Below are 25,949 nucleotides of genomic sequence, written 5' to 3'. Positions count from 1 at the left end.
TCTAAAATAGTGTTATGAATAAAATCGATCGTCACAGATTTAACGCATTAAATCAATTAAACAAATAAAAACCACGTCACAAATCACGCAGAAGTTAATTAAGTAAATAAAAACCATTAAGTCTATTTAAATCAGATAACCCTTTGTGAAACAGCTCAAAATCCGCCTGTCAAATACCCTTTACGATCTTCCCTACAGCACAAAAAATGCCGCAAAGCGCAATTGAAAATAAAACGTTATAAGTTGCAACAAATAACCCTGTTCCAGGAAATCAGAATTCATGTTTGGTAATACCGTATTCGCCCAGGTTAAACGCGCCGAAAATATAAAGATGTCGGCTATCACTCAATTTCTGCGTGAAAATGATCTGAGCATCGATACCACAGTGGAAGTGTTTATTACCGTAACCCGTAACGATCGGCTCATCGCCTGCGGCGGCATTGCCGGAAATATTATTAAATGCGTGGCTATCAGTGAATCGGTGCGCGGTGAAGGTTTAGCACTTACGCTTGCCACGGAATTAATTAACCTCGCCTATGAGCGCAACTGCCCCAACCTTTTCATCTACACCAAAACGAACAATGAAGCGTTATTTAAGCAGTGCGGTTTTTATACTCTGACCAGCGTGCCAGGCCTGATGGTGTTGATGGAAAACAGCGCCACGCGTTTAGAGCGTTACGCCAGCTATCTCACAACGTTGCGCCAGGCAGGCAGCAAAATTGGCTGCATCGTGATGAATGCCAATCCGTTTACCCACGGGCATCGCTATTTAATTCAGAAAGCTGCGGAACAGTGCGACTGGCTGCATGTCTTTTTGGTGAAAGAAGACACCTCACGCTTCCCTTATGAAGACCGCCTGGCGCTGGTTCGCGCCGGCACTGCCGATATCAAAAAACTCACCGTGCATCGCGGTTCGGAATACATCATCTCGCGGGCGACCTTTCCTTGTTACTTCATCAAAGAACAAGGTGTGCTCAACCATTGCCACACCGAAATCGACCTGAAGATTTTCCGCCAGTATCTGGCTCCTGCGCTGGGCGTTACACACCGTTTCGTCGGCACCGAGCCCTTTTGCGCCGTCACCGCCACCTACAACCAGGATATGCGCCACTGGCTGGAAACGCCGATGCTGCAAGCGCCGCCCATTGAGCTGGTCGAAATTGAGCGCCTGCAATATCACGGCATGGCGATATCCGCATCCTGGGTGCGCAAGCTATTGGTGAAAAAAGACTTTCTCACTATCGACTATCTGGTTCCTGAGGTCACCCGCGATTACTTACAACGCACGTTCACAGCTCGCCCGGCTAACCCCGCAGGCGAGCAGCTGGAATCCACATTAACAGGTGAAAAATGAAAATTACCCACGCAGCCGTTGCCGGCACCCTGGAGTCGGGTGATGTGATGATCCGCATCGCACCGCTTGATACCCAGGAGATTGATCTGCAAATCAGCAGCAATGTTGAAAAACAGTTTGGCGAAGCCATTCGCGCCACGATGCTGGAGATCCTCGAGCGCCATCATGTTACTGGCGTGCAATTGATTGTGGATGACAAAGGTGCGCTGGACTGCATTCTGCGTGCCCGTCTGGAAACCCTGCTGGTTCGCGCAAGCGATGTCAAAGCGCTGCCGTGGGAGGAAAACCTATGACGCCGGAACAAAAAAACCGCACCCGCCGCAGCATGCTGTTTGTGCCGGGCGCGAATGCAGCGATGGTCAGCAACGCCTTTATTTATCAGGCGGACGCGCTGATGTTCGACCTGGAAGACTCGGTTATTTTGCGCGAAAAAGATGCCGCCCGCCGCCTGGTTTACCACGCGCTGCAACACCCGCTGTATCAGGATGTGGAAACCATTGTGCGCGTGAATCCGCTCGACTCTGAATATGGTGTTGCCGACCTGGAAGCCGTGGTGCGTGGCGGTGCCGACATCGTCCGTCTGCCAAAAACCGATACCGCACAAGACGTTATTGATACCGAAAACGAAATTGCGCGCATTGAAGCCGCATGTGGCCGTGAAGTCGGGAGCACCGGAATTTTGGCCGCTATCGAATCCCCGCAAGGCATTACGCAGGCCGTGGCGATTGCTCATTCATCAACACGCTTAATCGGGATTGCGCTGGGCGCAGAGGACTACGTTCGCAACTTGCGCACCGAACGATCCCCTGAGGGTATCGAGCTGCTATTTGCCCGTTGTTCCATTCTGCAAGCCGCACGTTCCGCAGGGATTCAGGCCTTCGATACCGTTTATTCCGATGCCAATAACGAAGCGGGTTTTCTGCAAGAAGCCGCACATATCAAGCAGCTTGGCTTTGACGGCAAATCATTGATCAACCCACGCCAGATTGAGTTGCTGCACAACCTTTACGCCCCGACGCAAAAAGAGGTCGATCACGCTAACGCCGTTGTTGAAGCCGCCGAAGCATCTGCCCGTGAAGGCCGTGGCGTGGTGTCGCTAAACGGAAAAATGGTCGACAGCCCGGTTATCGAACGCGCTCGTCTGGTGTTATCTCGCGCCGCACTTTCCGGCATTCGTGAAGAATAAGGCAAAAAAATGACTCAGAAACAACAACGTATCGCCGCCTGGAGCCGCCGCGCTGAAAGCGACCTGCCTGCTTATAAGAACGTTTCAAAACTCAATTTACAGGCGCAAAAGCCGCGGGCGAAAAAACTGTGCAATTCACTGGAGGAAGCAATTCGCCGCTCCGGGCTGCACGACGGCATGACAATCTCCTTCCACCACGCCTTTCGCGGCGGCGACCTGACGCTGAATCTGGTGATGGCAACCATCGCCAGCATGGGCTTCAAAAACCTGACGCTCGCCTCAAGTTCCCTGAGCGACTGCCATGCGCCGTTGATCGAGCACATTCGCAATAACGTGGTGACGCGGATTTATACCTCTGGCCTGCGTGGTCCGCTGGCCGAAGAAATTTCACGCGGCCTGCTGGCAGAACCGGTGCAAATTCACTCCCACGGCGGGCGCGTGCAACTGGTAAATTGTGGCGAGCTGAAAATAGATGTCGCGTTCCTTGGCGTGCCTTCCTGTGATGAGTTCGGTAACGCCAATGGCTACACCGGCAAAGCCTGCTGCGGCTCTTTGGGTTATGCCAGAGTCGATGCCGAACACGCCCACCAGGTTGTGCTGCTCACCGAGGCACTGCTGCCCTACCCGCACAACCCGGCAAGCATTATGCAAGATCAGGTCGATCTCATTGTGCAGGTCGAGCAAGTTGGCGACGCCGATAAAATCGGTGCCGACGCCACCCGTATGACCTCCAACCCACGCGAATTACTGATTGCCCGCACGGCGGCAGATGTGGTCGTCAATTCCGGCTATTTCAAAGAAGGTTTTTCACTGCAAACCGGAACCGGTGGCGCATCGCTTGCGGTGACGCGTTTTCTGGAAGACAAAATGCGCAGCCGTGGCATTCACGCAGGTTTTGCGCTCGGTGGCATCACCGCAACCATCGTCGACCTGCATGAAAAGGGGCTAATCAAAAAGCTGCTCGATGTGCAGAGTTTTGACCGCAGCGCGGCACAATCCCTGGCGCGCAACCCGAATCACATTGAAATCAGCGCCAATCAGTACGCCAACTGGGGCTCAAAAGGCGCGTCAGTCGACCGCCTGGACGTGGTGGTGTTGAGCGCACTGGAAGTCGACACCCAGTTTAACGTCAACGTGCTGACCGGTTCCGACGGTGTGTTACGCGGCGCATCCGGCGGGCATTGCGACACCGCCGTTGCCGCAGCGCTCTCTATTATCGTCGCCCCACTGGTGCGCGGGCGTATTCCAACGCTGGTCGATAACGTCCTGACCTGCGTCACGCCGGGCTCCAGTATCGATATTTTGGTTACCGATCACGGTATTGCGGTTAACCCCGCTCGCCCTGAACTGGCCGAACGCCTGAAAGATGCCGGGATGAAAATCGTCACCATCGAATGGCTGCGCGAACGGGCGCAAATCCTTACCGGCCTTCCCCACGCCATTGAATTTACTGACCGCGTAATTGCCGTGGTGCGTTACCGCGACGGTTCGGTGATTGATATCGTTCATCAAGTGAAGGAATAAATCATGCCGATGTATCTCTCTTCTGCGAGCAACGCCGTGGTCACGTTACCGCAGCTACTTGCCAGTCGCGACGCTCGCCAAAAACGGCAACAGGAGTGGCTGGCGCGCCATGCCATAACCTTAATTTCTTTTACCGTGGTCGCCCCCGGCCCGGTGAAAGACAGCGTGTTAACACGGCGTATTTTTAACCATGGGCTCAGAGCGATTCGCCACCTGGCTGAGCTTTCTGGCTGGGAAATTAAACATCAGAATTGCCTGGCTCAAGCCACCGGGCCAGAAGCCCTGCTGGCAATCAACGCCCTGCCTGGGGCGGTGAAGCAAGCCACTATTGAGCTTGAGCAAAATCATCCGCTTGGCCGCCTGTGGGATATCGACATCCTGACGCCACAGGGCGAAATTCTCTCGCGCAGTGATTTTGCGCTCCCCGCTCGACTGTGTTTGTTATGCGAAAAAACTGCCGCGGTTTGCGCTCGCGAGCAAGCACACCCGTTTGCTGAGCTGACCGAACGCATGGAGGCACTACTCAATGATGCAGACAACTCTGGCGCGCGTTGAGGTTCCGGAAACGATCGCTGCCCATTACAGCGAACTGGCCTTTCGCGCATTACTGGCGGAGGTGAATCTAACGCCGAAACCGGGCCTGGTCGACAGGCGTAACTGTGGTGCGCATAAAGACATGGCACTAAAGGATTTCTACCGCAGCGCCGATGCGATTCGCCCGTGGTTGCCGCGTTTTATTCAGCAAGGTGCGCGCACAGCTTTACTGCCAGCAAGTGACGTGCTGAAAGATTTGCGCCCCATCGGCATGGCGTGTGAGTCCGCCATGTTCCGCGCCACTGCGGGTGTGAACACCCATAAAGGCAGCATTTTCTCACTCGGGTTGCTGTGCGCCGCGATTGGCCGCCTGCATCAACAACAGCGTGAAGTCACGCCGCTTGCAGTTTGCCAGACAGCGGCGGCTTTTTGCCACGGGCTGACGCAGCGAGAACTGCGGCAGAACAACCACCAGCAAACTGCCGGGCAGCGGCTTTTCTGCAAAGTGGGGTTAACCGGGGCGCGCGGTGAGGCCGAAGCCGGCTATCCGTTGGTGATAAACCTTGCACTACCGCATTACCGCTCGCGCCTGGCCCAGGGAAGCGACCCGGAACTGGCATTGCTGGATACATTGCTGCTGCTGATGGCACACAACGGCGACACCAATATCGCCTCACGTGGCGGCGTTGAAGCCCTGAACTGGCTGCAAGATTACGCACGCAACCTGCTGCACAACGGCGGTACCCATCAGCCCGCAGATCTTCACTCTCTGCACGTTTTCGATAATGCCTGTATTGAGCGCAACCTCAGCCCCGGAGGCAGCGCCGACCTGCTGATCATCACCTGGTTCTTAGCCCAAATTTCGCAATCTCACCCTTAACCTAATCAGAAAAAACGCCTTACTGGAGAATCAGTTATGTCTGTTTCAAAAGATAAAATATGGAAGTTACTGGCACCGCTGGCGGTCATGGCCATCATGCTGCTCATTCCTGTACCCGATGGTATGCCGCCTCAGGCATGGCATTACTTCGCCGTATTTGTCGCGATGATCGTGGGCATGATTCTGGAGCCCATTCCGGCGACAGCCATCAGCTTTATTGCCGTCACCATCTGCGTTATCGGCAGCAATTATTTACTGTTCGATGCCAAAGAGTTAGCCGACCCGGCCTTTGATGCGGGTAAGCAGGCGTTGAAATGGGGGCTGGCGGGCTTTTCCAGCACCACCGTCTGGCTGGTGTTTGGGGCGTTTATTTTTGCGCTGGGCTATGAAGTCACCGGGCTGGGCCGCCGTATCGCCCTGTTTATGGTGAAGTTTATGGGTAAGCGCACGCTGACGCTGGGTTATGCAATTGTCATTATCGATATTCTGCTGGCACCCTTTACGCCGTCGAATACTGCGCGTACTGGCGGCACGGTTTTCCCGGTTATCAAAAACCTGCCACCGCTGTTCCAGTCTTTCCCGAACGATAAATCTTCACGCCGTATCGGTGGCTACCTGATGTGGATGATGGTCATCAGTACCAGTTTGAGTTCTTCCATGTTTGTCACCGGCGCCGCCCCCAACGTGCTGGGGCTGGAGTTTGTCAGTAAAATCGCCGGGATCCAGATTAGCTGGATGCAGTGGTTCCTGAGCTTCCTGCCGGTCGGCCTTATTTTGCTGATCGTGGCGCCATGGCTTTCTTATGTGCTGTACAAACCCGAAGTGACTCACAGCGCGGAAGTATCGGGCTGGGCGAATGACGCATTAAAAGAGATGGGCAGTCTGACGCGTAAAGAGATCACACTGATTGGCCTGGTGCTGCTGAGTCTTGGGCTGTGGGTATTTGGCGGTGAGGTGATTGATGCCACAGCGGTCGGTTTGCTGGCCGTTTCGCTGATGCTGGCGTTGCACGTTGTGCCGTGGAAAGACATCACCAAATACAGCAGTGCTTGGAATACGCTGGTTAACCTTGCGACCCTCGTTGTAATGGCAAGCGGCCTGACCCGTTCTGGTTTTATCGACTGGTTCGCCAACACCATGAGTTCGCATCTGGAGGGCTTCTCGCCGAACACGACGGTTATCGTGCTGGTGCTGGTGTTCTACTTTGCGCACTACCTGTTTGCCAGCCTTTCGGCACACACCGCTACCATGCTGCCGGTTATCCTGGCCGTGGGTAAAGGTATTCCGGGGGTTCCAATGGAGCATTTGTGTATTTTGCTGGTGCTGTCCATCGGGATCATGGGTTGCCTGACGCCATACGCAACAGGCCCAGGGGTGATTATCTATGGTTGCGGCTACGTGAAATCGAAAGATTACTGGCGCCTGGGGGCAATCTTCGGCGTGATTTATATCGCAATGTTGTTGTGCGTCGGCTGGCCTATTCTGGCACTCTGGAGCTAATACCCGTCATACTTTAAGTTGCATTATTTATGGGTAGACATATTCAGAACAAAGCGTCTCTGCGAGGCGCTTTTTTTATGATTAAATACGGAATCATCATTTAACCAAATGAGAACGGCATGAAATTCATCTGCCAGACCACATTATTGTCATTCGTATGTGCCACCAGTTTTGCTGTGCAGGCCGAAGATCTTCAGCCCAAACAATATGGTGATTTTGACCGTTACGTACTCGCTCTTTCCTGGCAAACCGGCTTTTGCCAGGCGATGCATGAACGCAATCGCAATGAACCCGCAGAGTGTAAGATTCAACAGGAACAAAGCGACAAACGCGCCTTTTTAACTGTGCATGGCCTGTGGCCTGGATTACCGAAATCCGTTGCAGCCCGCGGTGTGGATGAAAAACGTTGGATGCGTTACGGCTGTTCAACTCGCCCGGTGCCCAATATGGCGGAAGTTCGTGGCTCACAAAAATGCCAGGCTCCAGCCCCAGCGTTATCCACAGATATAGCCAGCAAACTCGCGGGTGTGATGCCGGGAGCGGGCGGTCAGTCGTGCCTTGACCGCTATGAATTTGCCAAACATGGTGCCTGTTTTGGTTTTAACCCCAATGCCTATTTCGGCACCATGGTTCGCCTGAATAATGAGTTCAAACAGAGCGCATTCGGCACGTTCCTTGCGGAAAACTACGGCAAAGACGTCACGCGTAAAGCATTCAATCAAGCGCTGAATAAAAGCTGGGGAAATGACGCAGTGAAAGCGGTGAAACTGACCTGTAACGGCAACCCCGCTTACCTGACAGAAATGCAAATCTCGCTGGATGCGGCAAAAATTAATAACCCACTTAACGAAGGCTCTTTTGCCGCTCAAAAAAATCCAGGCAACTGCACGAAACAGTTCCGCCTGGATGCTGTGGGTTACTGACGGTTAAGCAACATGGGGTTGTTTAGCTGATTTATCTGCGACTGGCTTATCGTTATTCGGAGTCAGATCGCAGTTCTTCGGCAAGGTTAAGGTAATCAGTGCGGCAATCACCAGCGAACCGGCCAGCGCACATACCGCCACGTTTTGCCCGTAAAGATAAATCATCATCCCCACCAGCCACGGCCCGCAGAATCCGCCCAAATTCCCCAAACCATTTATTACACCACGCGCCCCACCGGCGACTTCTGGTGATGCGATACGACCCGGAATCGACCAGAATGGGCTGGTTGCCGCTTTAAGGAAGAAGCCGCACACCACCAGTGCGATATACGCCGCAATAATGTTATGGCGTAAAACCACCGAGGCCAGCAGTGCCGCGGCAAAACAGAGCAGTGAAACCATCACCCACAAACGGCGTTTCCCGGTTTTATCGCTGAGCGTTGAAATCACGTAGATGCCGATAATCGTTGCCACAAAGGGCACTATCGCCAGCAACCCAACCCCTGCCATATTCGCGCCCGTCAGGTTTTTCAGGATAGTCGGCAGCCACAGCGTGTAGCCATAATCCCCGGTCTGGTAGAAGAAATTAAGCGCCACCAGTTTCATTAAGCTGCTGTTACGGAACACATCCTGCAGCGGTGCTTTACTGACGGGTTGTTTCAGGCTGCGCGCCTGACGGTCACGCTCCAGTTCGGCCAGTAAATAGTCGCGCTCAGCCGTTGGCAGCCAACGCGCTTCCTGCGGGCGGTCGCTAATCAACACCCACCACACCGCCAGCACCACAATCGACAGCAAACCTTCGATGATAAACAGCCAGCGCCAGTCTAAACCTTGAATAATCGCACCCGAGATAGGGGCCGTCACCATGCCGCCAATCGGTGCAAACATCATGACAAAAGCATTCGCCCGGCCGATTTCCTTATCCGGGAACCAGTTGCTGATCATCGTCAGCACCACGGGTAGCATGCCGCCCTCGGCCACACCCAACACAAAGCGCAGCACCAAAACCTGATAATGATTGGTGACAAAACCCGTGGCGATAGAAACGATCGCCCAGGCCACCAGCGACCAGGCTATGAACCGTTTGCCACTGCCGTTGACTGCCGCACGCCCACCGGGGATCTGCAAAAAAAGATAGCCGATGAAAAATATCCCGCTGGTAAGCCCGGCCATCTGGCTGGTAATTGCTAAATCGGCTTCCATTCCGCCGGGAAGTGCAAAACTAATATTCACCCGATCCATAAAAGAAATAATGCAGGCGATTAAAATAGGTGCGACCACACGCCACCAACGAGTGCCGGGTATTTTATTTTCCATGGTATTTTTCCGTGACAATTAAAGTCATTGCCCTTCTTAACAAAGGGCGCGGTATAATTAATTTATGCGGTGCGGTAATGGCTGACCGTTAAAATAGGCCTGAACATTTTCAAATACGATATGACTCATACGCTGGCGTGTTTCATGTGTCGCACTGGCGACATGAGGCTGTAATACCACATTATCCATGCCGATAAATTCCGCTGGCACATTAGGCTCATCAACAAAAACATCCAGGCCTGCACCCGCAATATCACCATTTTGTAAAGCGGCAATTAAATCTGGCTCGTTAATAATGCTGCCGCGGGCGATATTAATCACTAATGCATGCGCCGGTAACGCCTGGAATACCTCGTGGTTCACAATCCCCTGGCTCTCCTTTCCGCCCGAAACGGCAACGACAAAAAAGTCACTGCGCTGAGCAAGGCTCAATACATCATCACACCAGTGATACGGCAGCGTGTTATCTGCCTGGCGGTCGGTGTAATAAATATCCATATCAAACCCGCTGGCGCGACGGGCGATGGCCCGGCCAATATTGCCCATGCCAAAAATGCCGATACGTTTACGACTCACCTGTGTTGCAAGCGCGGGGCTTTCCTGTAACCAGCGCCCTTCGCGCACAAAACGGTCCCCCAGGCAGAGCTGGCGGGCACTACTGAGCAACAAACCGAACGCAAGGTCGGCGACATCATCGGTTAATGCCCCGGCAGTCACCGTCACTGCAATATGGCGACGGCGTGCATATTCAAGATCCACCGCGTCAGTGCCAACGCCAAAAATAGCAATCACGCCAACCTGAGGCAGGTTTTCCAGCACGGCGCTGGTAACGCCCACATCGCCTCGGGTCACGACAGCCCCCACGTTTGCACCGTTCTCAGCAAGCCAGGCGGCTGCATCGGGTTGTTGATAGAGGCGGTGTACGGTGTAGTGCGCGTCCAGTTGTTGCTGGAGCGCATCCATCACAGGAGCAATCAGTAATACGTGTTGGGTAGGTTGTGACATGTGTCCCCCGGTTAAGTCAGTTAAGTCAAAATTTCTGCTTAACATCAAAACCGTTTTAAGCGCAGGGTTTTGCGACGCAGGTCACGCGAATTCATGTTAGAAAAGCGTGTTACCGTTAGCGTGATCGTTTCAGCATTTTGGAGGCTAAAGCGTGCCGCCCAGGGACAAACGATAGTGCAAATCGACCTGTTCAATGGTCGGTTGTTTATTGATTTTCTTAAGTAAAATTTCCGTGGCAACTTTGCCTATCTCAAAGCGTGGCGTCACGACACTGGCAAGTTTTGGCGCGGTAACCTGGCCGATTTCCAGCCCGTGAAAACCGGCAATGCCCATCTGCGCGGGCACAGAAATGTTGGCCGCCTGACACTCCTGTAACACGCCCGCGGCAAGGTCATCATTTGTACACAATATTCCGTCCATATCCGGGTACATCTGGCGCGCCATCGCCATCATTCCGGTGCCCACGCTGATGGACGAGACTTTATTTGGCATCAGTCGCCCATCAGCCAACCCCGCATCAGCCATCGCTTTGCAGTAGCCTTCATATCTTTTGATGTCACGCGCATCAGCCATCGAACCAAAATAGATAATTCTCTTCTTACCGCTGGCAATCAGCATGTTGGCCATATCAAAGCCTGCGCGAAAATTATCGAACCCGACATTAATTCGCCCGCTGTCAGCCACCAGATCCATCACCTCAGCAACCGGGATCCCGGCGGCCGTTAGATACTTCTCGGCCCGCAGCGTATGCACGGTTTCCGTCAGAATTAACCCGGCAACGTTGAAACCTAATACCGTGGAAATTTGCTCTTCTTCGCGTTCGCGGTCGTAATCATAGTTAACCACCAGGGTCTGGTAGCCCATCGGCTTTGTTACGGACTCGATACCGGCCAGTAAATCGGCAAAAATCTGGTTATGAAATGAGGGAATAATAACGCCAATGCGCGGCTGCATATTACTCGCCAGCGCCCTGTTTTCAGGGTCCGGCATATAATTCACTTCTGCCATTACTTCAGCAATTCGGGCGGCGGTTTCCGGGGCAACTTTATCCGGCGTGCGCAAATAACGGCTGACGGTCATTTTTGTCACCCCGGCAAGGGCGGCAATATCCTGCAATGTAATGCGCTGGTACTTCATCTGGCTTTCCTGATAACCCCGCAGAAAAACGATTATGCCTCGCATTCTCAAGAAAAGAAAAGCCGCTGCGCTTCACACTCCAGGTATCATGCTGGCGTAACACGATTCTCAGTGATCTACTTCACAGTTTTGAATGGTCTGAACCGCTTTGATAGGAGGTATTAAATACTACGCAGCATTAACAGGAATTGACCATGAAGAATTTATTTACGCTCGATAATAAACGCGTATTAATTACCGGTTCCGCTCAGGGAATAGGTTTTTTATTAGCGCAAGGTCTGGCAGAACAAGGCGCTGAAATTATCATCAACGATATTACTGCTGAACGCGCCGAAAATGCTGCAATGAAATTACGTGATAAAGGTTTTACCGCCTGGACATCAGCATTTAATGTCACGGCCCCTGACGCAGTAGAAAATGCAATTGAAAATATTGAGCAAGAGATCGGCCCGATTGACGTATTAATTAATAATGCAGGCATTCAGCGACGCCATCCTTTTACTGAATTTCCATTCAACGAGTGGAACGATATTATTGCCGTTAACCAGACAGCGGTATTTTTAGTTTCCCAGTCTGTTTCACGCCGCATGGTGAAACGCCAGGCCGGGAAAATTATCAACATCTGTTCGATGCAAAGCGAGCTGGGCCGTGACACCATCACGCCATATGCCGCTGCAAAAGGTGCCGTAAAAATGCTGACCCGCGGCATGTGCGTTGAACTGGCGCGTTACAACATTCAGGTTAACGGAATTGCACCTGGCTACTTTAAAACCGACATGACTAAATCGCTGGTCGATGACGAAGCCTTCACCCAGTGGCTCTGCAAGCGCACGCCAGCGGCTCGCTGGGGCGACCCGGAGGAACTGATTGGAGCGGCGGTGTTCTTGTCGTCTAAAGCATCAAACTTCGTCAATGGCCACCTGCTGTTTGTCGATGGCGGCATGCTGGTTGCGGTGTAAGGGGGAAATATGATTATTGATAAACTCAGCAACGCCGCCCATAACCCGGTTTACCCGCAGGTTATTCGCCATGCGCTACAAGCCATTATCGCAAACGAACCGCTGCAATTAGCCAACGGTAAATACCCGATTGAAGGCGAACTTATCTATTTCTCGGTGTTTGATGGCAAAACTAAACGGCTGGAAGAACAACGCCCCGAACTGCATGCCCGCTATATTGACGTGCATATCGTACTGGAAGGCGAAGAGATTATTGGTGCCGCGCCCGTAGAGCAGCAGCAACAGCCAGACGGTGAGTTCGACGAGCAAAGCGATATCGGTTTTTTCACCGGTATGGGCAGTGAATCATTGATTAAACTGCTGCCAGGCGACCTCACGATCCTCTTCCCCGGCGAGCTTCATCGCCCAATGGCGACGCTCAATACACCTGCTGCACTCAGGAAAATTGTGGCAAAGATTGATGTGAGCTTACTGAGCCGTTAGCTTCATGCAGGCTTTTCGACTAAATACGGAAGACAAAAAATAATCAGTTCACTATTAGTTCCGGTTTTGTAGACATATGCTTTGTCTGGCAAATACGGAGGTAATCATGAACACTACGAAACGTTATTTATTGCAGTTAAAAGCTCAGTTTGAACGTGAAGGCCAGGCACATAAGCTGTTGGGTTTGATTTGGCTATCCCCCCAACAGCGCTATGAGATTTTGAAAGAGATAATGCTGCCGGTGGCAGGCAAATGAAATGGCAAATGGCGGATAAGGCTGCGCTTATCCGCCAATGCTTTCTAGCCCTTCAAAAACGCCAGCAAATCCGCATTTACCCGGTCTTTCTCCGTGGTGCAAATACCATGCGAGCCACCTTCATAAACTTTGAATATTGAATCCGGTAGCGTTGCGGCGGTCACTTTGCCACAGGTTTCGAACGGGACAATCTGATCGTCATCCCCATGAATAACCAGCGTCGGGATGGTCATTTTCTTCAGATCTTCGCGCAAATCGGTTTCCGAGAACGCTTTAATACAGTCATACAAGGCCTTGATTCCGCCCTGCATACCCTGCTCAACAAAACTCTCTCTGACACCTTCTGAAATTTCAGCCCCCGAGCGGTTATAACCGTAGAACGGTAAAGTCAGCTCTTTGAAAAAGTCTGCGCGGTTAGCACGCACACCTTCGCGGATCCCATCAAACACATCAAGTGGGACACCGTTTGGGTTGAAATCGGTTTTCACCATGATGGGTGGAACCGCGCTTATCAACACAGCTTTCGCCACACGACTGGTGCCGTGGCGGCCAATGTAACGCGCCACTTCCCCGCCGCCTGTTGAATGCCCAACGTGGACCGCATCTTTGAGATTCAAATGCGCGGTCAGTTCGGCAAGATCATCGGCGTACTGGTCCATGTTATTTCCGTCCCAGCTTTGCGATGAGCGCCCGTGTCCGCGCCGATCATGAGCTATAACCCGAAATCCTTTCTGCCCAAGGAAAAACATCTGGTCTTCAAACGCATCCGCCGTTAACGGCCAGCCGTGGCTGAATACTACCGGTTGTCCTTCTCCCCAATCCTTAAAGTAAAGAGAACTGCCGTCCTTTAACGTGAGTTTGTCGTAATGGCTCATGATATCTCCGGTTCAGGTGATGACCGCACAAGGCCTGAGTGAAACGTGCTTATAAAGAGTAATGCAAGTTTTGCCCATGGCAGGTTTATTTACGGTCAGCAATTAATCAATGCGGCTTATGGACGGTTTCTTTCGATAGTTTGAACTTGCTCTCAAAATGTTAATAAACATGGTGCACTCCATTCCCGACAGCGGCATGTTACCGATATCATGTTACCGGTATCAGAGATCTGGTGAATTATGCTTAATGCATATCTTGCCTATAAATTCGGCGCAGAGGACAAACATATGACCGAAATAACAGCACATTACGGCGCAGGGACCCTACTTGGGATCGCAGCTTGTGCAGTCGTACTCCTACTTATTCTCATCATGCGCTTCAAAGTGCATGCATTCTTAGCATTAACCCTTGTGAGTGTTGTTGTCGCCCTGGTCACTGGCGTGCCGTTTGATAAAATTGTCCCGACTATTTTGGGTGGTTTTGGTAGCACACTGGCGGGCGTTGCGCTGCTGGTTGGCCTCGGTGCCATGATTGGCCGCCTGCTGGAAATTTCCGGTGGAGCTAAAGTGCTAGCAGACACACTTGTCGGGAAATTTGGTTCACACCGTGCTCCGTTGGCGCTTGGTGTCGCCTCTTTGCTGTTTGGCTTCCCAATCTTCTTTGATGCGGGCCTGGTCGTGATGCTGCCGATTATCTTCAGTGTGGCAAAACAATTTGGTGGCTCTACGCTGAAATATGCCCTGCCTGCTGCGGGTGCATTTGCTGTTATGCACGCCCTGCTACCACCCCACCCGGGCCCGGTTGCTGCGAGTGAATTGCTCGGCGCGAACATCGGTCTTCTGGTCATTGTTGGCCTGGTTATCGCGATCCCGACCTGGTATCTGGGTGCCTATCTGTTTGGTTTGTACGCGGGCAAGAAATTCGAAGTACCATTGCCTTCTTCATTCCTCGGTAATGTCGAAGCTGATCCAAACCACCAGCCGCCATCTTTTGGCACCGTATTATCGATTCTGCTGCTGCCGCTGGTGCTGATTTTCCTCGATACCGGCCTGAACACCGCCACCGTACTCGGTTGGGTATCGGCCGACAATACCGTGGTTCAGTTCCTGCGCATGTTAGGTAAAACCCCAATCGCCCTGCTGATCACCGTGTTCTTTGCGCTTGCGGTATTCAGTGGTCGCCACAGCCGCCAGCATCTGGAAAAGGTGTGTGATGGTGCGCTTGGCCCAATCTGCGGCATCATTCTGGTGACCGGTGCGGGTGGTATGTTCGGTGGCGTGCTGCGTGCAAGTGGCATTGGTGATGCGCTGGCAGGTGTATTGTCTGATACCGGTATGCCAGTTATCGTCGCCGCGTTTGTTATCTCTACCGCGCTGCGCGTGGCACAAGGTTCTGCAACCGTAGCACTGACAACCACAGCCGCGTTGATTTCACCAATGGTTGCAGCAACACCAGGCCTGAGCCAGTTCGACCTGTGTTTCATCGTGGTGGCGATTGCAGGCGGTGCGACAGTGTTGTCTCACGTTAACGACTCTGGCTTCTGGTTGGTTGGCCGTTTCCTCGAGATGGATGAGAAAACAACGCTAAAAACCTGGACCGTGATGGAAACGCTGATCGGTTCCATCGCCTTCCTGTTCGCGCTGGTCGGCAGCATTATTCTGTAAATTGTGGTGTTACTAAACTGTGACTGAAGTCACTTTAATCTAAGTGTTAAGCTCAGTATCATCAGTACAGACCAAACCCTCACTCTAACCGGTGAGGGTTTTCTTTTGTAAGGTCCCCATCAGGCACATGAATGCCTGTTTTTTTACACGGAGAGAAATATGTCCAGACCAGCCATTATCATTAATGAACTCGATGCCGAGCGTATTGACCGTTTGCTGGAGCAGCCACAATTTGCCAACCAGCCGGTAGCAACAGTGCTGAACGCAGAACTGGACAGAGCAGAAATGCGTAAGCCTGGAGATATCCCAGCCGACGTCGTGACAATGAACAGTCGCGTGAGATTCCGCGATTTGTCCTCGAAGGAAGAGCATGTGCGCACGTTGGTTTACCCGATAAACCTGACCGATAGCGACACTCAGTTATCAGTCATGGCACCTGTTGGTGCAGCACTGCTGGGTTTACGTGTTGGTGCGACAATTAACTGGACGTTACCGAACGGTAACCAGACGCATCTGGAAGTGCTGGAGCTGCAATATCAGCCGGAAGCTGCGGGCGAGTATCACCGTTAGAGATCTGTTGCTCAAAACGAAACCCGAATAATTCGAGTTGCAGCCAACACTGCTGCAACTCGAAGTATGAATGGGTCAAGCCGATTCCCGCTGTACCAATTCCCCTGAAATAATGATCTTTTGCGCAGGCAACGTTGGCGTTTTAATTTTATTCACGATTAGCGTTGCCGCTTGTCGCCCTGCTTCTTCGCTGGATGCCGAAACATAGGTAAAGCGCGGTGAGGTAAGATTAATGTGCATCATGTCTTCAAAACCAATCAGCGATACCTGTTGGGTCAAAAACACGTCTTTCCCAACGGTTCGCCCAACCTGCGCAATCCCATTCAGGCAGCCAATAATGGCGGAAGGCGAATGGCAAAGCATTGCGGTGATTTTGCTATTTGTCTCAAGCAACTGCCGGGTTAAGCGTGCCGCCGCTTCGGTATCATTTTCACAAACCGGGGCCCACTCTTCACGGAACGGTAAATCGTATTGCGCCAGTGCATTGCGATAACCGAGCAGGCGTTCTTCACGCATCAGGTTCGCTGCCGTACCGCCCAGATAGGCAATATTTCTGTGTCCACGGTCAATCAGGTAACGCGTTGCCTGGTTTCCCGCCTGGCGATTATCCCGGCCAATCACATCACGTTGGGTACTTACCGTTGATTCAGAAATGATAACCGTCGGTAGCGGGCATTCGGCAATCAATGCCGGAATGGCCGCTAAACGGTGATTCGCATCCAGATAAATAACACCCGCCACGCCTTGCTGCGAAAAGGATGTTAAGCACTGCTGTAGCTGTTGAACGTCGTCCTGCGGATGACCAAGAAAAACCATATAGCCTTGTTTTTCAAGATAATGGACCACACTCGCCATGACATTCACACAAAAAGAGTCGTTGAAGTCACGGATAATCAGGCCGATAAGGTTTGAGGTACTGGAACGCAGATTCGCCGCCGCCACGTTGTGGACATAGCCAAGCTGCTTAATGGCCGCATTCACTTTGTCGATGGTTGCTTCCGAGATCTTTCCTTTTTGGCGCAGCACTAAAGAGACTGTGGAGACAGAAACTCCCGCCAGTTGTGCCACATCAATAATATTGACCTTTTTCATCCCGTTCCTTTGCACCAAATATCCTTGTTATCAATACCATAAAGCCGCCGATAAACATATCGGCGGCTTGAAGGATGACGGGGAAATTATTTGCCAATCATTGTGGACATCGTCTGGGCGATGAATTGTGCTCGTGCGCCAAATATCACCTGAATACCCGAATCACCGACAAACACTACGCCGCGCGCACCCAGGCTATTGAGCCCGTCTTTATTGACCTTATCGCTCTTATCCACTTCCAGACGCAGACGCGTAATGCATGAACCAACCGAGTTAATGTTCTCTGCACCGCCCAGCAAGCCGATAATATCGCCAGCAAGTTCAGTGTCAGTTTTATCGTTAGCGTTGGCAGTAATATCTGCGCGGCCTGGCGTTTTCACATCGAAGCGGCGAATCACAAAACGGAAGGTAAAGTAATAGATCAGCGCCATCGGGATACCGACGATGATTGCCGACAGGAAGTTTGTCTGGTAACCGTTAAACGACGGCAGGATCCCAAAGGAGATGTAGTCAATCATCCCCGCCGAGAACGACTTGGCGATATGCGCATGTAGCAGATACATACACATATAAGACAAGCCAGCCATTACTGCGTTGAAGACATAAAGGATGGGTGCGACAAAGATAAAGGTAAATTCAACCGGCTCGGTGATGCCTGTCAGGAAACAGGTCAGCGCCGCAGAGAACAGAATACCGGAGGCAATTTTCTTATTTTTGGTGTTCGCTTCGTGATACATCGCCAGACACGCAGCCGGCAGTGCAAACAGCATCAACGGGAATTCGCCCTGCATGAATTTGCCCGCGTTCTGGTAGCTGTCGCTGCTGAAGGATTTCACACCCTCTTCCAGCATTTTGAACCAGATAGTCTGGTCGCCATGAATAACCTGGCCCGCGCTGGTTGTGTATTCACCAAACGAATACCAGAAAGACGGATACCAGATATGGTGCAAGCCAAGCGGGATCAACGCACGCTCAACTAGGCCGAAGATAAAGGTCGAAAGCGCCTGGTTGTCACCGTTTACAATGACCGATAGCGAATCAATCCCCGACTGAATGTAAGACCAGACCCACGGCAGCATCATTCCCAGCAGGAACGATAAGAAAGCGGTCGCGATGGCAACGAAACGCTTGCCGGAGAAGAAACCAAGAAATTCAGGCAACTGCATGGTGTGGAATTTGTTGTAGCACCACGCCGCCAGAATGCCGGAAATCAACCCGCCGAACACGCCCATTTGCAGCGTTGGGATGCCGACAACCATGGCATATTTGCCACCCGCTGCCGCCATTTCCGGCGTAATGTGCATCACCGTACCAATCGTGACGTTAATGATAAAAACAGACACCGCCGCCGACAGCGCAGCAATGCCTGATTCTGCCGCCAGCCCCACCGCTGAACCAATCGCAAACAGCATCGGCAGGTTATCGAAAATAACCCCACCTGCGTTCATCATCAGCGGTAAATGGAATTTGTCACCGAAGGCCAGCAACAGGCCCGCTGCAGGTAACAAAGAGATCGGCAGCATTAATGCACGGCCTATCATTGATAGCTTTGATAATGATTTTGTAACACTCGATAACAAACTCATAGAAAATCCCCCGGTGTTGACGTCGCCATCGCGTTTTGTTTATTTCCGCGTTTTTATGGTTGGTAGAACGTTCTAGTAGAACGTTCTACTTATACTGACGAAACGTTTTTTAACCAGCAACTAAAATATGAGTTGTAGCCATACTGTTATCGAATATTTGAAGTTGCGCAGGTTTTAACCTGATTTTTATGAGGGATTAAACAGCAGTTAGCGCAGGTTTTTGCGCATCACAAACAACAAAAAGGCCATCATCAGCCCTGGCAGCCAGACCCATTGCAATTCAGACCAGATCACCGCCTGCCCACGGGGTTCGAGATAGCGCGAGAGCGCAAAAGGTGCGACCCGAATCACCTGCCAGGGCGCGAAAAAGCGTTCGGCCGACCACGGCCACAACCAGCCAACGCCCTTGCCCCCGGTGGTTACCGAGTCCAGCAAACTATGCGAAAGCAGCGAAACGGTCAGGAATAACCAGACGCGGATAAACCCTGCCTGGAACCAGCGATAACCGAATAAGCACAGCAGCGGCACCACAAAAGCGAACAGCAAAGAGTGCGTGAAACCGCGATGACCGAAAACATTGCCGTATGCCACGCCGAACTTGAATGCCAATACATCGACGTCAGGTAACATCGCCAGAACAATGCCGCCCAATAACAGGCGTGGCGGGATGACTTTTTTACCCAGTCCTAATGCTAAACAAACGGGCACAGCAGCATGAGTGATGATCGTTGGCATAGAAGGCGTTATTTGATGAGCGGAAACAGCAGAATAGCTTAGGATCAACAAAATAAACCAGGCTAAACATCCGAAACTGGTCACTATTTTCCCCTTCACCTTGATAACTTATCGTTTCACTGACATCCACACCAAAACCTGCCAATCCACATCTCATATCTGCCGTAATAAAATCTGTAAATGTAGACATTAGTCGACTTTTCATCTAAAAACTCTGCAGTTGGCATTAGACAAATCCCGCCGACGAATAATAATGGCTGAATATTAAAGAGCGGCAAGTCAGCTACCCGCCGGGCATTTCGCCACTGATAAACACAACCACGCACCTTCTTGGGAGAATTTATGCAATCCTCGGTTAACAACAACGAGAGCCGAACCTTCTTCGGTCATCCTTACCCGCTAGGCTCACTGTTCTTTACTGAGATGTGGGAGCGATTCTCGTTTTACGGGATCCGTCCCTTACTCATTTTGTTTATGGCAGCAACGGTTTACGACGGCGGTATGGGGCTTGCGCGTGAAAACGCATCGGCAATCGTCGGTATCTTTGCTGGCTGTATGTATCTGGCGGCGCTGCCGGGTGGGTGGCTTGCTGATAACTGGTTAGGGCAGCAGAGAGCTGTCTGGTATGGCTCGATTCTCATTGCCCTCGGTCACCTGTCGATTGCGCTTTCCGCGTTCATGGGTAACAACCTGTTCTTCATCGGCCTGATGTTTATCGTTCTTGGCTCTGGTCTGTTCAAGACATGCATCTCAGTCATGGTCGGGACGCTGTATAAAAAAGGCGATGCGCGCCGTGACGGCGGTTTCTCGCTGTTCTATATGGGCATCAACATGGGTTCGTTTATTGCCCCTCTGATCTCCGGATGGCTGATAAAAACCCACGGCTGGCACTGGGGCTTTGGTATTGGCGGTATCGGAATGCTGGTTGCGCTGGTTATCTTCCGTGTGTTCGCCGTTCCGGCCATGAAACGCTACGACAGTGAAGTGGGCCTGGATTCAACCTGGAACAACCCGGTGTCTAAGAAAAACGGTGTCGGTGGCTGGTTGCTGGCACTGGCGGTCGGCGTGGCTGTTATCGTTACGCTGATTGCAAAAGGTGTGATCGTCATTAACCCTGTTGCGGTTGCCAGTGTGCTGGTATACGTGATTGCGGCGTCGGTAGCGCTCTATTTTATCTATCTGTTCATGTTCGCGGGTCTTAACCGCAAAGAGCGCGCCAGGCTGCTGGTTTGCTTTATTCTGCTGGTTTCTGCGGCCTTCTTCTGGTCTGCGTTTGAGCAGAAACCCACTTCGTTCAACCTGTTTGCGAATGACTACACCGACCGCATGATCGGCAATTTTGAGATCCCTGCTGTGTGGTTCCAGTCCATCAATGCGCTGTTTATCATTTTACTGGCGCCGGTGTTTAGCTGGGCATGGCCGCGCCTTGCACGTAATAACATCCGCCCAAGCAGTATCACCAAGTTTATCATCGGCATTTTATGCGCCGCTGCGGGCTTTGGTTTGATGATGCTGGCAGCACAAAATGTTCTGAACAGCGGCGGTGCGGGTGTGTCGCCACTTTGGCTGGTGGGAAGCATCCTGATGCTGACACTCGGCGAGCTATGCCTGAGCCCAATTGGGCTTGCGACCATGACGCTGCTGGCTCCAGAAAGAATGCGTGGCCAGATGATGGGGCTTTGGTTCTGCGCCAGTGCGCTGGGTAACCTGGCGGCAGGTCTGATTGGCGGTCACGTGAAAGCCGACCAGTTGGATATGCTGCCTGACCTCTTCGCACGTTGTTCCATTGCGTTACTGATTTGCGCCGCTGTGTTGTTCGTACTGATTATTCCGGTGCGCAAAATGCTGGAAAATGCCCAGGTGAAGACAGAACAAAAACCGGTAACCAACGCCTGATTTTTACTCTCGTAATGAAATAAAAGAATATTAATTTAGAAGGGAAACCCTCGCTGGAAAGCGAGGGTTAAACGGGAAGTTTAAGCTTCGACCGTAATGCTCAGTGTTTCAAAAACCACTGTCTGACCAGCAACAATTTTGCAGCGTTTGCGGATTTCTACTTCGCCGTCTACTTTCACCAGCCCTTCTGCAATCACCGCTTTCGCCTGTGCGCCGCTTTCACACCAGCCTTCCAGCTTCAGCAGATCGCATAATTCAACGTGTGGGTGTTTACCTAATGAGAAGGTCGCCATTTTATTCTCCATGGACATCATGATATTCCTCGCAAGCCTGCAAGGTATTCTGGATAAGAGTGGCGACGGTCATTGGGCCAACGCCACCCGGAACCGGCGTAATATACGAGGCTTTGGCGGCGGCTTCATCATAATTTACGTCGCCGACCACTTTACCGCTCTCCAGACGGTTAATACCCACGTCCACGACAATCGCCCCTTCCTTGATCCACTCGCCAGGAATAAAGCCAGGTTTACCCACCGCAACGATGACCAGATCGGCGTTCTCAACGTGTTGACGCAAGTTTTTGGTGAAGCGGTGCGTGACGGTTGTGGTGCAACCGGCCAGTAACAGCTCCATGCTCATCGGACGGCCAACAATATTCGATGCGCCAATCACTACCGCGTTCAAACCGTAGGTGTCGATATTGTAGCGCTCAAGCAATGTCACGATTCCACGCGGCGTACAAGGGCGCAGACGCGGTGAACGCTGGCACAGACGACCAACGTTATAAGGATGGAAACCATCAACGTCTTTATCCGGGTCAATACGCTCCAGAACTTTTACGTTGTCGATGCCCGCAGGTAACGGCAACTGCACCAAAATTCCGTCGATTTCTTTATCTGCGTTGAGGGTATCAATCAGCTCAAGCAGCTCTGCTTCTGAGGTGGTGTCCGGCAAATCGTAAGAGCGAGAAAGGAAGCCCACCTCTTCGCACGCTTTGCGTTTACTACCGACATAAATCTGCGATGCAGGGTTCTCACCAACCAGAACAACTGCAAGTCCTGGCGCACGTTTTCCTGCGGCAATTCGGGCTTTCACTTTTTCAGCAACTTCAAGCCGTACCTGCTGCGCAATCGTTTTACCGTCAATAATCTTTGCTGCCATCAGTCGAAGTATTCCGTCTGTAATGAAATAGAAAGGGGATTGTTGGTATTTTGTCAGAAGCGCGGCTCGCTGTCAGGCATTGTTAGCATTTATGCTTAATTGTCGCGCAGGTAGTTGAAAAGCCATTGACTCAAAGGGCGCGGACCGTATAATCCGAGTCCGCAATGCTCCCGAAAGGGATTCAGTGCGCCCTTAGCTCAGTTGGATAGAGCAACGGCCTTCTAAGCCGTAGGTCACAGGTTCGAGCCCTGTAGGGCGTACCATTTCGACTTCTCCCAGCGTCTTTTCAAGTCTACTAAATCCCACAGAATCCAGTCATACCAAGGAATCTTGTTATTTCTACGTCTCCCTATGTCTATTGCAACCTACACTTAGGTGGGGGTACCCTCAGGTTCAATAAGGTGATATTGAAGTGGAGCGATATTAAGCGCAGTTATTTAGCAAAATCAGACGCTATAAATCAGACGCTATATATTAATAAGCATCTGAGCGGGTTGATAATCATCGATTAACGTTTAAACCTTAGCGCCTCAACAAATAAAGAGAACGCCGTAGTGTGTTGTTTACGGCTTGGGTAATACAGGTAATAACCCGGGAATGGAGCACACCATTCTTCCAGCAATGTTACCAGCTCACCACGAGCAATAGCCTCTGCGACCGAGTCTTCCGGAACATATGCCAGGCCAAGCCCGACGGCTGCGGCATCAATGCGCTGGCGCAGGCTATTGAACGTCAATTGCCCATCGACGCGCACCCGTAACTCCCGGTCGTCTTTAGCAAATTCCCAGGCATACAGACCGCCCATGGTAGGTAGTCGCATATTAATGCAGTTGTGGTTTTGCAGATCCTGCGGCGTTTGTGGCGAACCATTTTTAGCGAGATAGCCAGGCGAAGCAACCACTGCCATGCGCATATCCGGGCCGATGCGCACTGCAATCATATCTTTGGCTACCTGCTCACCCAGGCGAATACCTGCGTCAAACCGACCAGCCACAATATCCGTCAGTGTGTTATCGACCGTAATTTCTACTTTTATATCCGGGTATTCGCCGAGAAATGATTTCAGCACCGGCCACAGAACGGAATCCACCGCGTGTTCCCCTGCGGTGATACGGATATTGCCCGCTGGGTTTTCACGCATTTCAATCAGCGCTTCCAGTTCACCTTCTATTTCGGCAAAGCGCGGCCCAAGGCTTTCCGCCAGTTTTTCCCCGGCCTGGGTTGGCGCAACACTGCGTGTAGTACGCGTCAATAATCGCAGTTCGAGGCGTTCTTCAAGACCCCGAATGGCATGGCTTAATGCCGATTGTGATACGCCTAATTTAGCGGCAGCTTTAGTAAAACTGCGTTCACGTGCAACCACGAGAAACGAAATCAGATCGTTAAAGTTCTCTTTTAACATGCGCATTCTGCCGTTAATACGAAATAAACCAGCAACCACTATACGCTGATTCATGAGTTCAGCTCATAGCTCCTTTCGTATTTAACAGACTAATCGGCAGCGATTAGCACAGATAACATGGCTGTCTCAGAACTCACAACGAAGCGTGAGCCACCGTCTTAATCGCCTGTTATCTGCCAGTTGCTCTCAGTTACCTATACTTCTGACTGGCGTTATCTTTGTTAACCCCGGCTATGAATGCCGAAGTGGAGTAAAAAATGGAAGAAAAAATGAAAATCATCCAGGCTGGATCACAGCCTTCTCAGTCTGGTCCGGAAAGTTACTTTACTGGAAAAGTCCGTATTGATTCTCCTTTCCAGACCACGCCACCAGCCCGTACTGGCGGTGCAACCGTCACTTTTGAACCGGGTGCCCGTACCGCCTGGCATACCCATCCACTGGGCCAAACGCTGATTATCACCCATGGACACGGCTGGTTACAGGAATGGGGTGGCGAAATCCGCCAAATGAATCAAGGTGATATCGTCTGGATCCCTGAAGGCGTGAAGCACTGGCACGGTGCCACGCCCGACAATGCCATGACGCATATTGCCATTGCTGAATCACTCAACGGCAGCCCCGTCGAATGGATGGAGCATGTCAGCGACGATCAATACAAAAAAGATACCCTTCATTCTTGAAGTTGCCGCCTTGAAGCAACTTCAATTATTTTGGGTATAGCCTCTCAATTCGGAGAACAAACATGACGATGAAAGTGCTCGGTTATGCGGCCCAATCCGCACAGGTTCCACTTGCTCCATTCGAATTTATGCGACGCTCGCCGCGTCCTGATGACGTAGTGATCGAAGTGATGTACTGCGGCGTGTGCCACTCAGACCTCCACCAGGCCCGTAATGACTGGGGTTTCAGCCAGTATCCTGTGGTGCCGGGCCATGAAGTCGTTGGCCGTGTAGCCTCCGTTGGCAGTGACGTAACAAAATTCAAGCCGGGTGATTACGCCGGTATCGGTTGTATGGTGGATTCATGTCGTATCTGCCATCCCTGTAAAGAGGGCCTTGAGCAGTACTGCGAAGAAGGCAACGTGCAGACTTACAACGGCATTGATCGCCACGATCACCTGCCGACCTACGGCGGTTATTCGCAAGCGATTGTAGCTTCGGAAGATTTTGTGCTGAAAATGCCTGAGGGTATGGATCTCAAAGGTGCGGCCCCATTGCTGTGCGCGGGTATTACCACGTGGTCGCCACTGCGCCACTGGAATGTAGGCGAAGGTAGCAATGTGGCTGTGATCGGGCTCGGTGGCCTCGGCCATATGGCGCTTAAACTGGCAAATGCCATGGGCGCAGAAGTCACGCTGTTCACCCGTTCAGCCAGCAAAGAGGAAGATGCACGCCGCTTAGGGGCCCATCACATTGTGCTTTCAACCGACGATGCGCAAATGGCATCGGTGAAAAATCAGTTCGACCTGATTATCGATACCGTCCCTTACGACCACGACATTAACCCGTACATGCCAACTCTGACGCTGGATGGCACGCTGGTGTACGTCGGTTTGCTGGGCAATATTGAGCCGCCGGTCAGCACATTGCCCATGATCCTGGGTCGCCGTTCGGTTGCCGGGTCCTGTATTGGTGGCATTAAAGAAACCCAGGAAATGCTGGATTTCTGTGGTGAGCACGGGATTGTTTCTGACATTGAAATGATCAATATGTCGGATATCAACGCCGCCTACGAACGGATGCTGAAAAGTGATGTGAAGTACCGTTTCGTGATTGATATGGCGACACTAAAAGCCTGATGGCTCAGACCCTCTCTGTAAAAAAGGGAGGGGTTTTCTGGTTATAACCTCCCTTCAACCATCACACTTCATATACAATCACGCAACAATATGGGTATCAGGTAGATTGCA

Annotated in this window: 26 protein-coding genes and 1 tRNA gene; 17 read left to right on the top strand and 10 right to left on the bottom strand. The window is 51.7% G+C overall.

Annotated features, from left to right (window positions below):
- Window positions 1–280: 280 nt before the first annotated feature.
- The 8 genes from citC to rna all read left to right on the top strand — a co-directional run bounded on the left by citC (window position 281) and on the right by rna (window position 7,901).
- Complete coding sequence (gene citC / locus M975_RS02810) at window positions 281–1,354, top strand: [citrate (pro-3S)-lyase] ligase (RefSeq protein ID WP_064557183.1); 1,074 nt, start codon at window positions 281–283, stop codon at window positions 1,352–1,354.
- On the top strand, window positions 1,351–1,647 hold the full coding sequence (gene citD, locus M975_RS02805; protein ID WP_064557182.1) for a citrate lyase acyl carrier protein: 297 nt from the start codon (window positions 1,351–1,353) through the stop codon (window positions 1,645–1,647). Before citC ends, citD begins: the two co-directional genes overlap by 4 nt.
- Complete coding sequence (locus tag M975_RS02800; protein WP_064557181.1) at window positions 1,644–2,540, top strand: aldolase/citrate lyase family protein; 897 nt, start codon at window positions 1,644–1,646, stop codon at window positions 2,538–2,540. Before citD ends, M975_RS02800 begins: the two co-directional genes overlap by 4 nt.
- A 9-nt stretch (window positions 2,541–2,549) precedes the next feature.
- A complete protein-coding gene (gene citF, locus M975_RS02795; RefSeq protein WP_064557180.1) occupies window positions 2,550–4,064 on the top strand; it encodes a citrate lyase subunit alpha in 1,515 nt (504 codons plus the stop codon).
- Between the two features lie 3 nt (window positions 4,065–4,067).
- A complete protein-coding gene (gene citX, locus M975_RS02790; RefSeq protein WP_064557179.1) occupies window positions 4,068–4,619 on the top strand; it encodes a citrate lyase holo-[acyl-carrier protein] synthase in 552 nt (183 codons plus the stop codon).
- On the top strand, window positions 4,591–5,478 hold the full coding sequence (citG, locus tag M975_RS02785; protein WP_064557178.1) for a triphosphoribosyl-dephospho-CoA synthase CitG: 888 nt from the start codon (window positions 4,591–4,593) through the stop codon (window positions 5,476–5,478). Before citX ends, citG begins: the two co-directional genes overlap by 29 nt.
- A gap of 36 nt (window positions 5,479–5,514) precedes the next feature.
- Window positions 5,515–6,978 (top strand): anion permease, encoded by a 1,464-nt coding sequence (locus M975_RS02780; protein WP_064557177.1) that lies wholly within the window; start codon window positions 5,515–5,517, stop codon window positions 6,976–6,978.
- Between the two features lie 119 nt (window positions 6,979–7,097).
- Window positions 7,098–7,901 carry a ribonuclease I gene (gene rna, locus M975_RS02775; RefSeq protein ID WP_064557176.1) on the top strand — a complete coding sequence of 268 codons (804 nt, stop codon included), beginning with the start codon at window positions 7,098–7,100 and terminating at the stop codon, window positions 7,899–7,901.
- Window positions 7,902–7,904: 3 nt separating this feature from the next.
- Here the strand turns inward: rna and M975_RS02770 are convergent, their stop codons facing one another.
- The 3 genes from M975_RS02770 to M975_RS02760 form a co-directional block, all read right to left on the bottom strand.
- A complete protein-coding gene (locus M975_RS02770) occupies window positions 7,905–9,218 on the bottom strand; it encodes an MFS transporter (RefSeq protein ID WP_064557175.1) in 1,314 nt (437 codons plus the stop codon).
- A gap of 57 nt (window positions 9,219–9,275) precedes the next feature.
- Complete coding sequence (locus M975_RS02765; protein ID WP_064557174.1) at window positions 9,276–10,223, bottom strand: 2-hydroxyacid dehydrogenase; 948 nt, start codon at window positions 10,221–10,223, stop codon at window positions 9,276–9,278.
- A 144-nt stretch (window positions 10,224–10,367) separates the two neighbouring features.
- On the bottom strand, window positions 10,368–11,360 hold the full coding sequence (locus M975_RS02760) for a LacI family DNA-binding transcriptional regulator (RefSeq protein ID WP_064557173.1): 993 nt from the start codon (window positions 11,358–11,360) through the stop codon (window positions 10,368–10,370).
- A 194-nt stretch (window positions 11,361–11,554) separates the two neighbouring features.
- On the opposite strand from M975_RS02760, the gene idnO reads away from it, so the two are divergent.
- The 3 genes from idnO to M975_RS23065 all read left to right on the top strand — a co-directional run bounded on the left by idnO (window position 11,555) and on the right by M975_RS23065 (window position 13,058).
- The gene (gene idnO, locus M975_RS02755; protein ID WP_064557172.1) at window positions 11,555–12,319 is read left to right on the top strand and encodes a gluconate 5-dehydrogenase; all 765 of its coding nucleotides are present in this window, start codon (window positions 11,555–11,557) and stop codon (window positions 12,317–12,319) included.
- A gap of 9 nt (window positions 12,320–12,328) precedes the next feature.
- A complete protein-coding gene (locus M975_RS02750) occupies window positions 12,329–12,802 on the top strand; it encodes a NanQ anomerase/TabA/YiaL family protein (protein ID WP_064557171.1) in 474 nt (157 codons plus the stop codon).
- 106 nt (window positions 12,803–12,908) lie between these two features.
- Complete coding sequence (locus M975_RS23065) at window positions 12,909–13,058, top strand: hypothetical protein (protein ID WP_167350517.1); 150 nt, start codon at window positions 12,909–12,911, stop codon at window positions 13,056–13,058.
- Window positions 13,059–13,102: 44 nt separating this feature from the next.
- Here the strand turns inward: M975_RS23065 and M975_RS02745 are convergent, their stop codons facing one another.
- On the bottom strand, window positions 13,103–13,933 hold the full coding sequence (locus tag M975_RS02745; protein ID WP_064557170.1) for an alpha/beta fold hydrolase: 831 nt from the start codon (window positions 13,931–13,933) through the stop codon (window positions 13,103–13,105).
- 288 nt (window positions 13,934–14,221) lie between these two features.
- Here M975_RS02745 and M975_RS02740 point away from each other — a divergent pair, with 288 nt between their 5' ends.
- Together M975_RS02740 and rnk are read left to right on the top strand one after the other, a co-directional pair.
- A complete protein-coding gene (locus M975_RS02740) occupies window positions 14,222–15,598 on the top strand; it encodes a GntP family permease (RefSeq protein ID WP_064557654.1) in 1,377 nt (458 codons plus the stop codon).
- Window positions 15,599–15,757: 159 nt separating this feature from the next.
- Window positions 15,758–16,168: a nucleoside diphosphate kinase regulator gene (gene rnk, locus M975_RS02735; RefSeq protein WP_064557169.1), complete on the top strand. Its 411-nt coding sequence runs from the start codon at window positions 15,758–15,760 to the stop codon at window positions 16,166–16,168.
- A gap of 75 nt (window positions 16,169–16,243) precedes the next feature.
- Here the strand turns inward: rnk and malI are convergent, their stop codons facing one another.
- The 3 genes from malI to M975_RS02720 form a co-directional block, all read right to left on the bottom strand.
- On the bottom strand, window positions 16,244–17,260 hold the full coding sequence (gene malI / locus M975_RS02730) for a Mal regulon transcriptional regulator MalI (RefSeq protein WP_064557168.1): 1,017 nt from the start codon (window positions 17,258–17,260) through the stop codon (window positions 16,244–16,246).
- Between the two features lie 86 nt (window positions 17,261–17,346).
- Window positions 17,347–18,846 carry a PTS transporter subunit EIIC gene (locus M975_RS02725; RefSeq protein WP_064557167.1) on the bottom strand — a complete coding sequence of 500 codons (1,500 nt, stop codon included), beginning with the start codon at window positions 18,844–18,846 and terminating at the stop codon, window positions 17,347–17,349.
- 207 nt (window positions 18,847–19,053) lie between these two features.
- Window positions 19,054–19,581: a metal-dependent hydrolase gene (locus M975_RS02720; RefSeq protein WP_064557653.1), complete on the bottom strand. Its 528-nt coding sequence runs from the start codon at window positions 19,579–19,581 to the stop codon at window positions 19,054–19,056.
- Window positions 19,582–19,923: 342 nt separating this feature from the next.
- Between M975_RS02720 and M975_RS02715 the strand changes: the two genes are divergently transcribed.
- Entirely contained in the window at window positions 19,924–21,477 is a 1,554-nt protein-coding gene (locus tag M975_RS02715; protein WP_064557166.1) for a peptide MFS transporter, read from the top strand.
- An 80-nt stretch (window positions 21,478–21,557) separates the two neighbouring features.
- Here the strand turns inward: M975_RS02715 and ybcJ are convergent, their stop codons facing one another.
- On the bottom strand, window positions 21,558–21,770 hold the full coding sequence (ybcJ, locus tag M975_RS02710) for a ribosome-associated protein YbcJ (protein WP_064557165.1): 213 nt from the start codon (window positions 21,768–21,770) through the stop codon (window positions 21,558–21,560).
- A 1-nt stretch (window position 21,771) separates the two neighbouring features.
- A complete protein-coding gene (gene folD / locus M975_RS02705) occupies window positions 21,772–22,638 on the bottom strand; it encodes a bifunctional methylenetetrahydrofolate dehydrogenase/methenyltetrahydrofolate cyclohydrolase FolD (protein ID WP_064557164.1) in 867 nt (288 codons plus the stop codon).
- Between the two features lie 186 nt (window positions 22,639–22,824).
- Here folD and M975_RS02700 point away from each other — a divergent pair.
- Window positions 22,825–22,901 (top strand) — tRNA-Arg (locus M975_RS02700).
- 245 nt (window positions 22,902–23,146) lie between these two features.
- Here M975_RS02700 and M975_RS02695 read toward each other — a convergent pair.
- Window positions 23,147–24,040, bottom strand: a complete 894-nt coding sequence (locus M975_RS02695; RefSeq protein ID WP_064557652.1) for a LysR family transcriptional regulator — start codon at window positions 24,038–24,040, stop codon at window positions 23,147–23,149.
- 257 nt (window positions 24,041–24,297) lie between these two features.
- On the opposite strand from M975_RS02695, the gene M975_RS02690 reads away from it, so the two are divergent.
- A complete protein-coding gene (locus M975_RS02690; RefSeq protein ID WP_064557163.1) occupies window positions 24,298–24,720 on the top strand; it encodes a (R)-mandelonitrile lyase in 423 nt (140 codons plus the stop codon).
- 62 nt (window positions 24,721–24,782) lie between these two features.
- Entirely contained in the window at window positions 24,783–25,838 is a 1,056-nt protein-coding gene (locus tag M975_RS02685) for an NAD(P)-dependent alcohol dehydrogenase (RefSeq protein WP_064557162.1), read from the top strand.
- Window positions 25,839–25,949: the final 111 nt, after the last annotated feature.

Origin of the sequence: Buttiauxella brennerae ATCC 51605, assembly GCF_001654925.1 — a bacterium.
GTDB classification, from domain to species: Bacteria; Pseudomonadota; Gammaproteobacteria; order Enterobacterales; family Enterobacteriaceae; genus Buttiauxella; species Buttiauxella brennerae.
The sequence above is the reverse complement of the archived record's forward strand: the minus strand, read 5'-3'. Positions and strand labels throughout refer to the sequence as shown.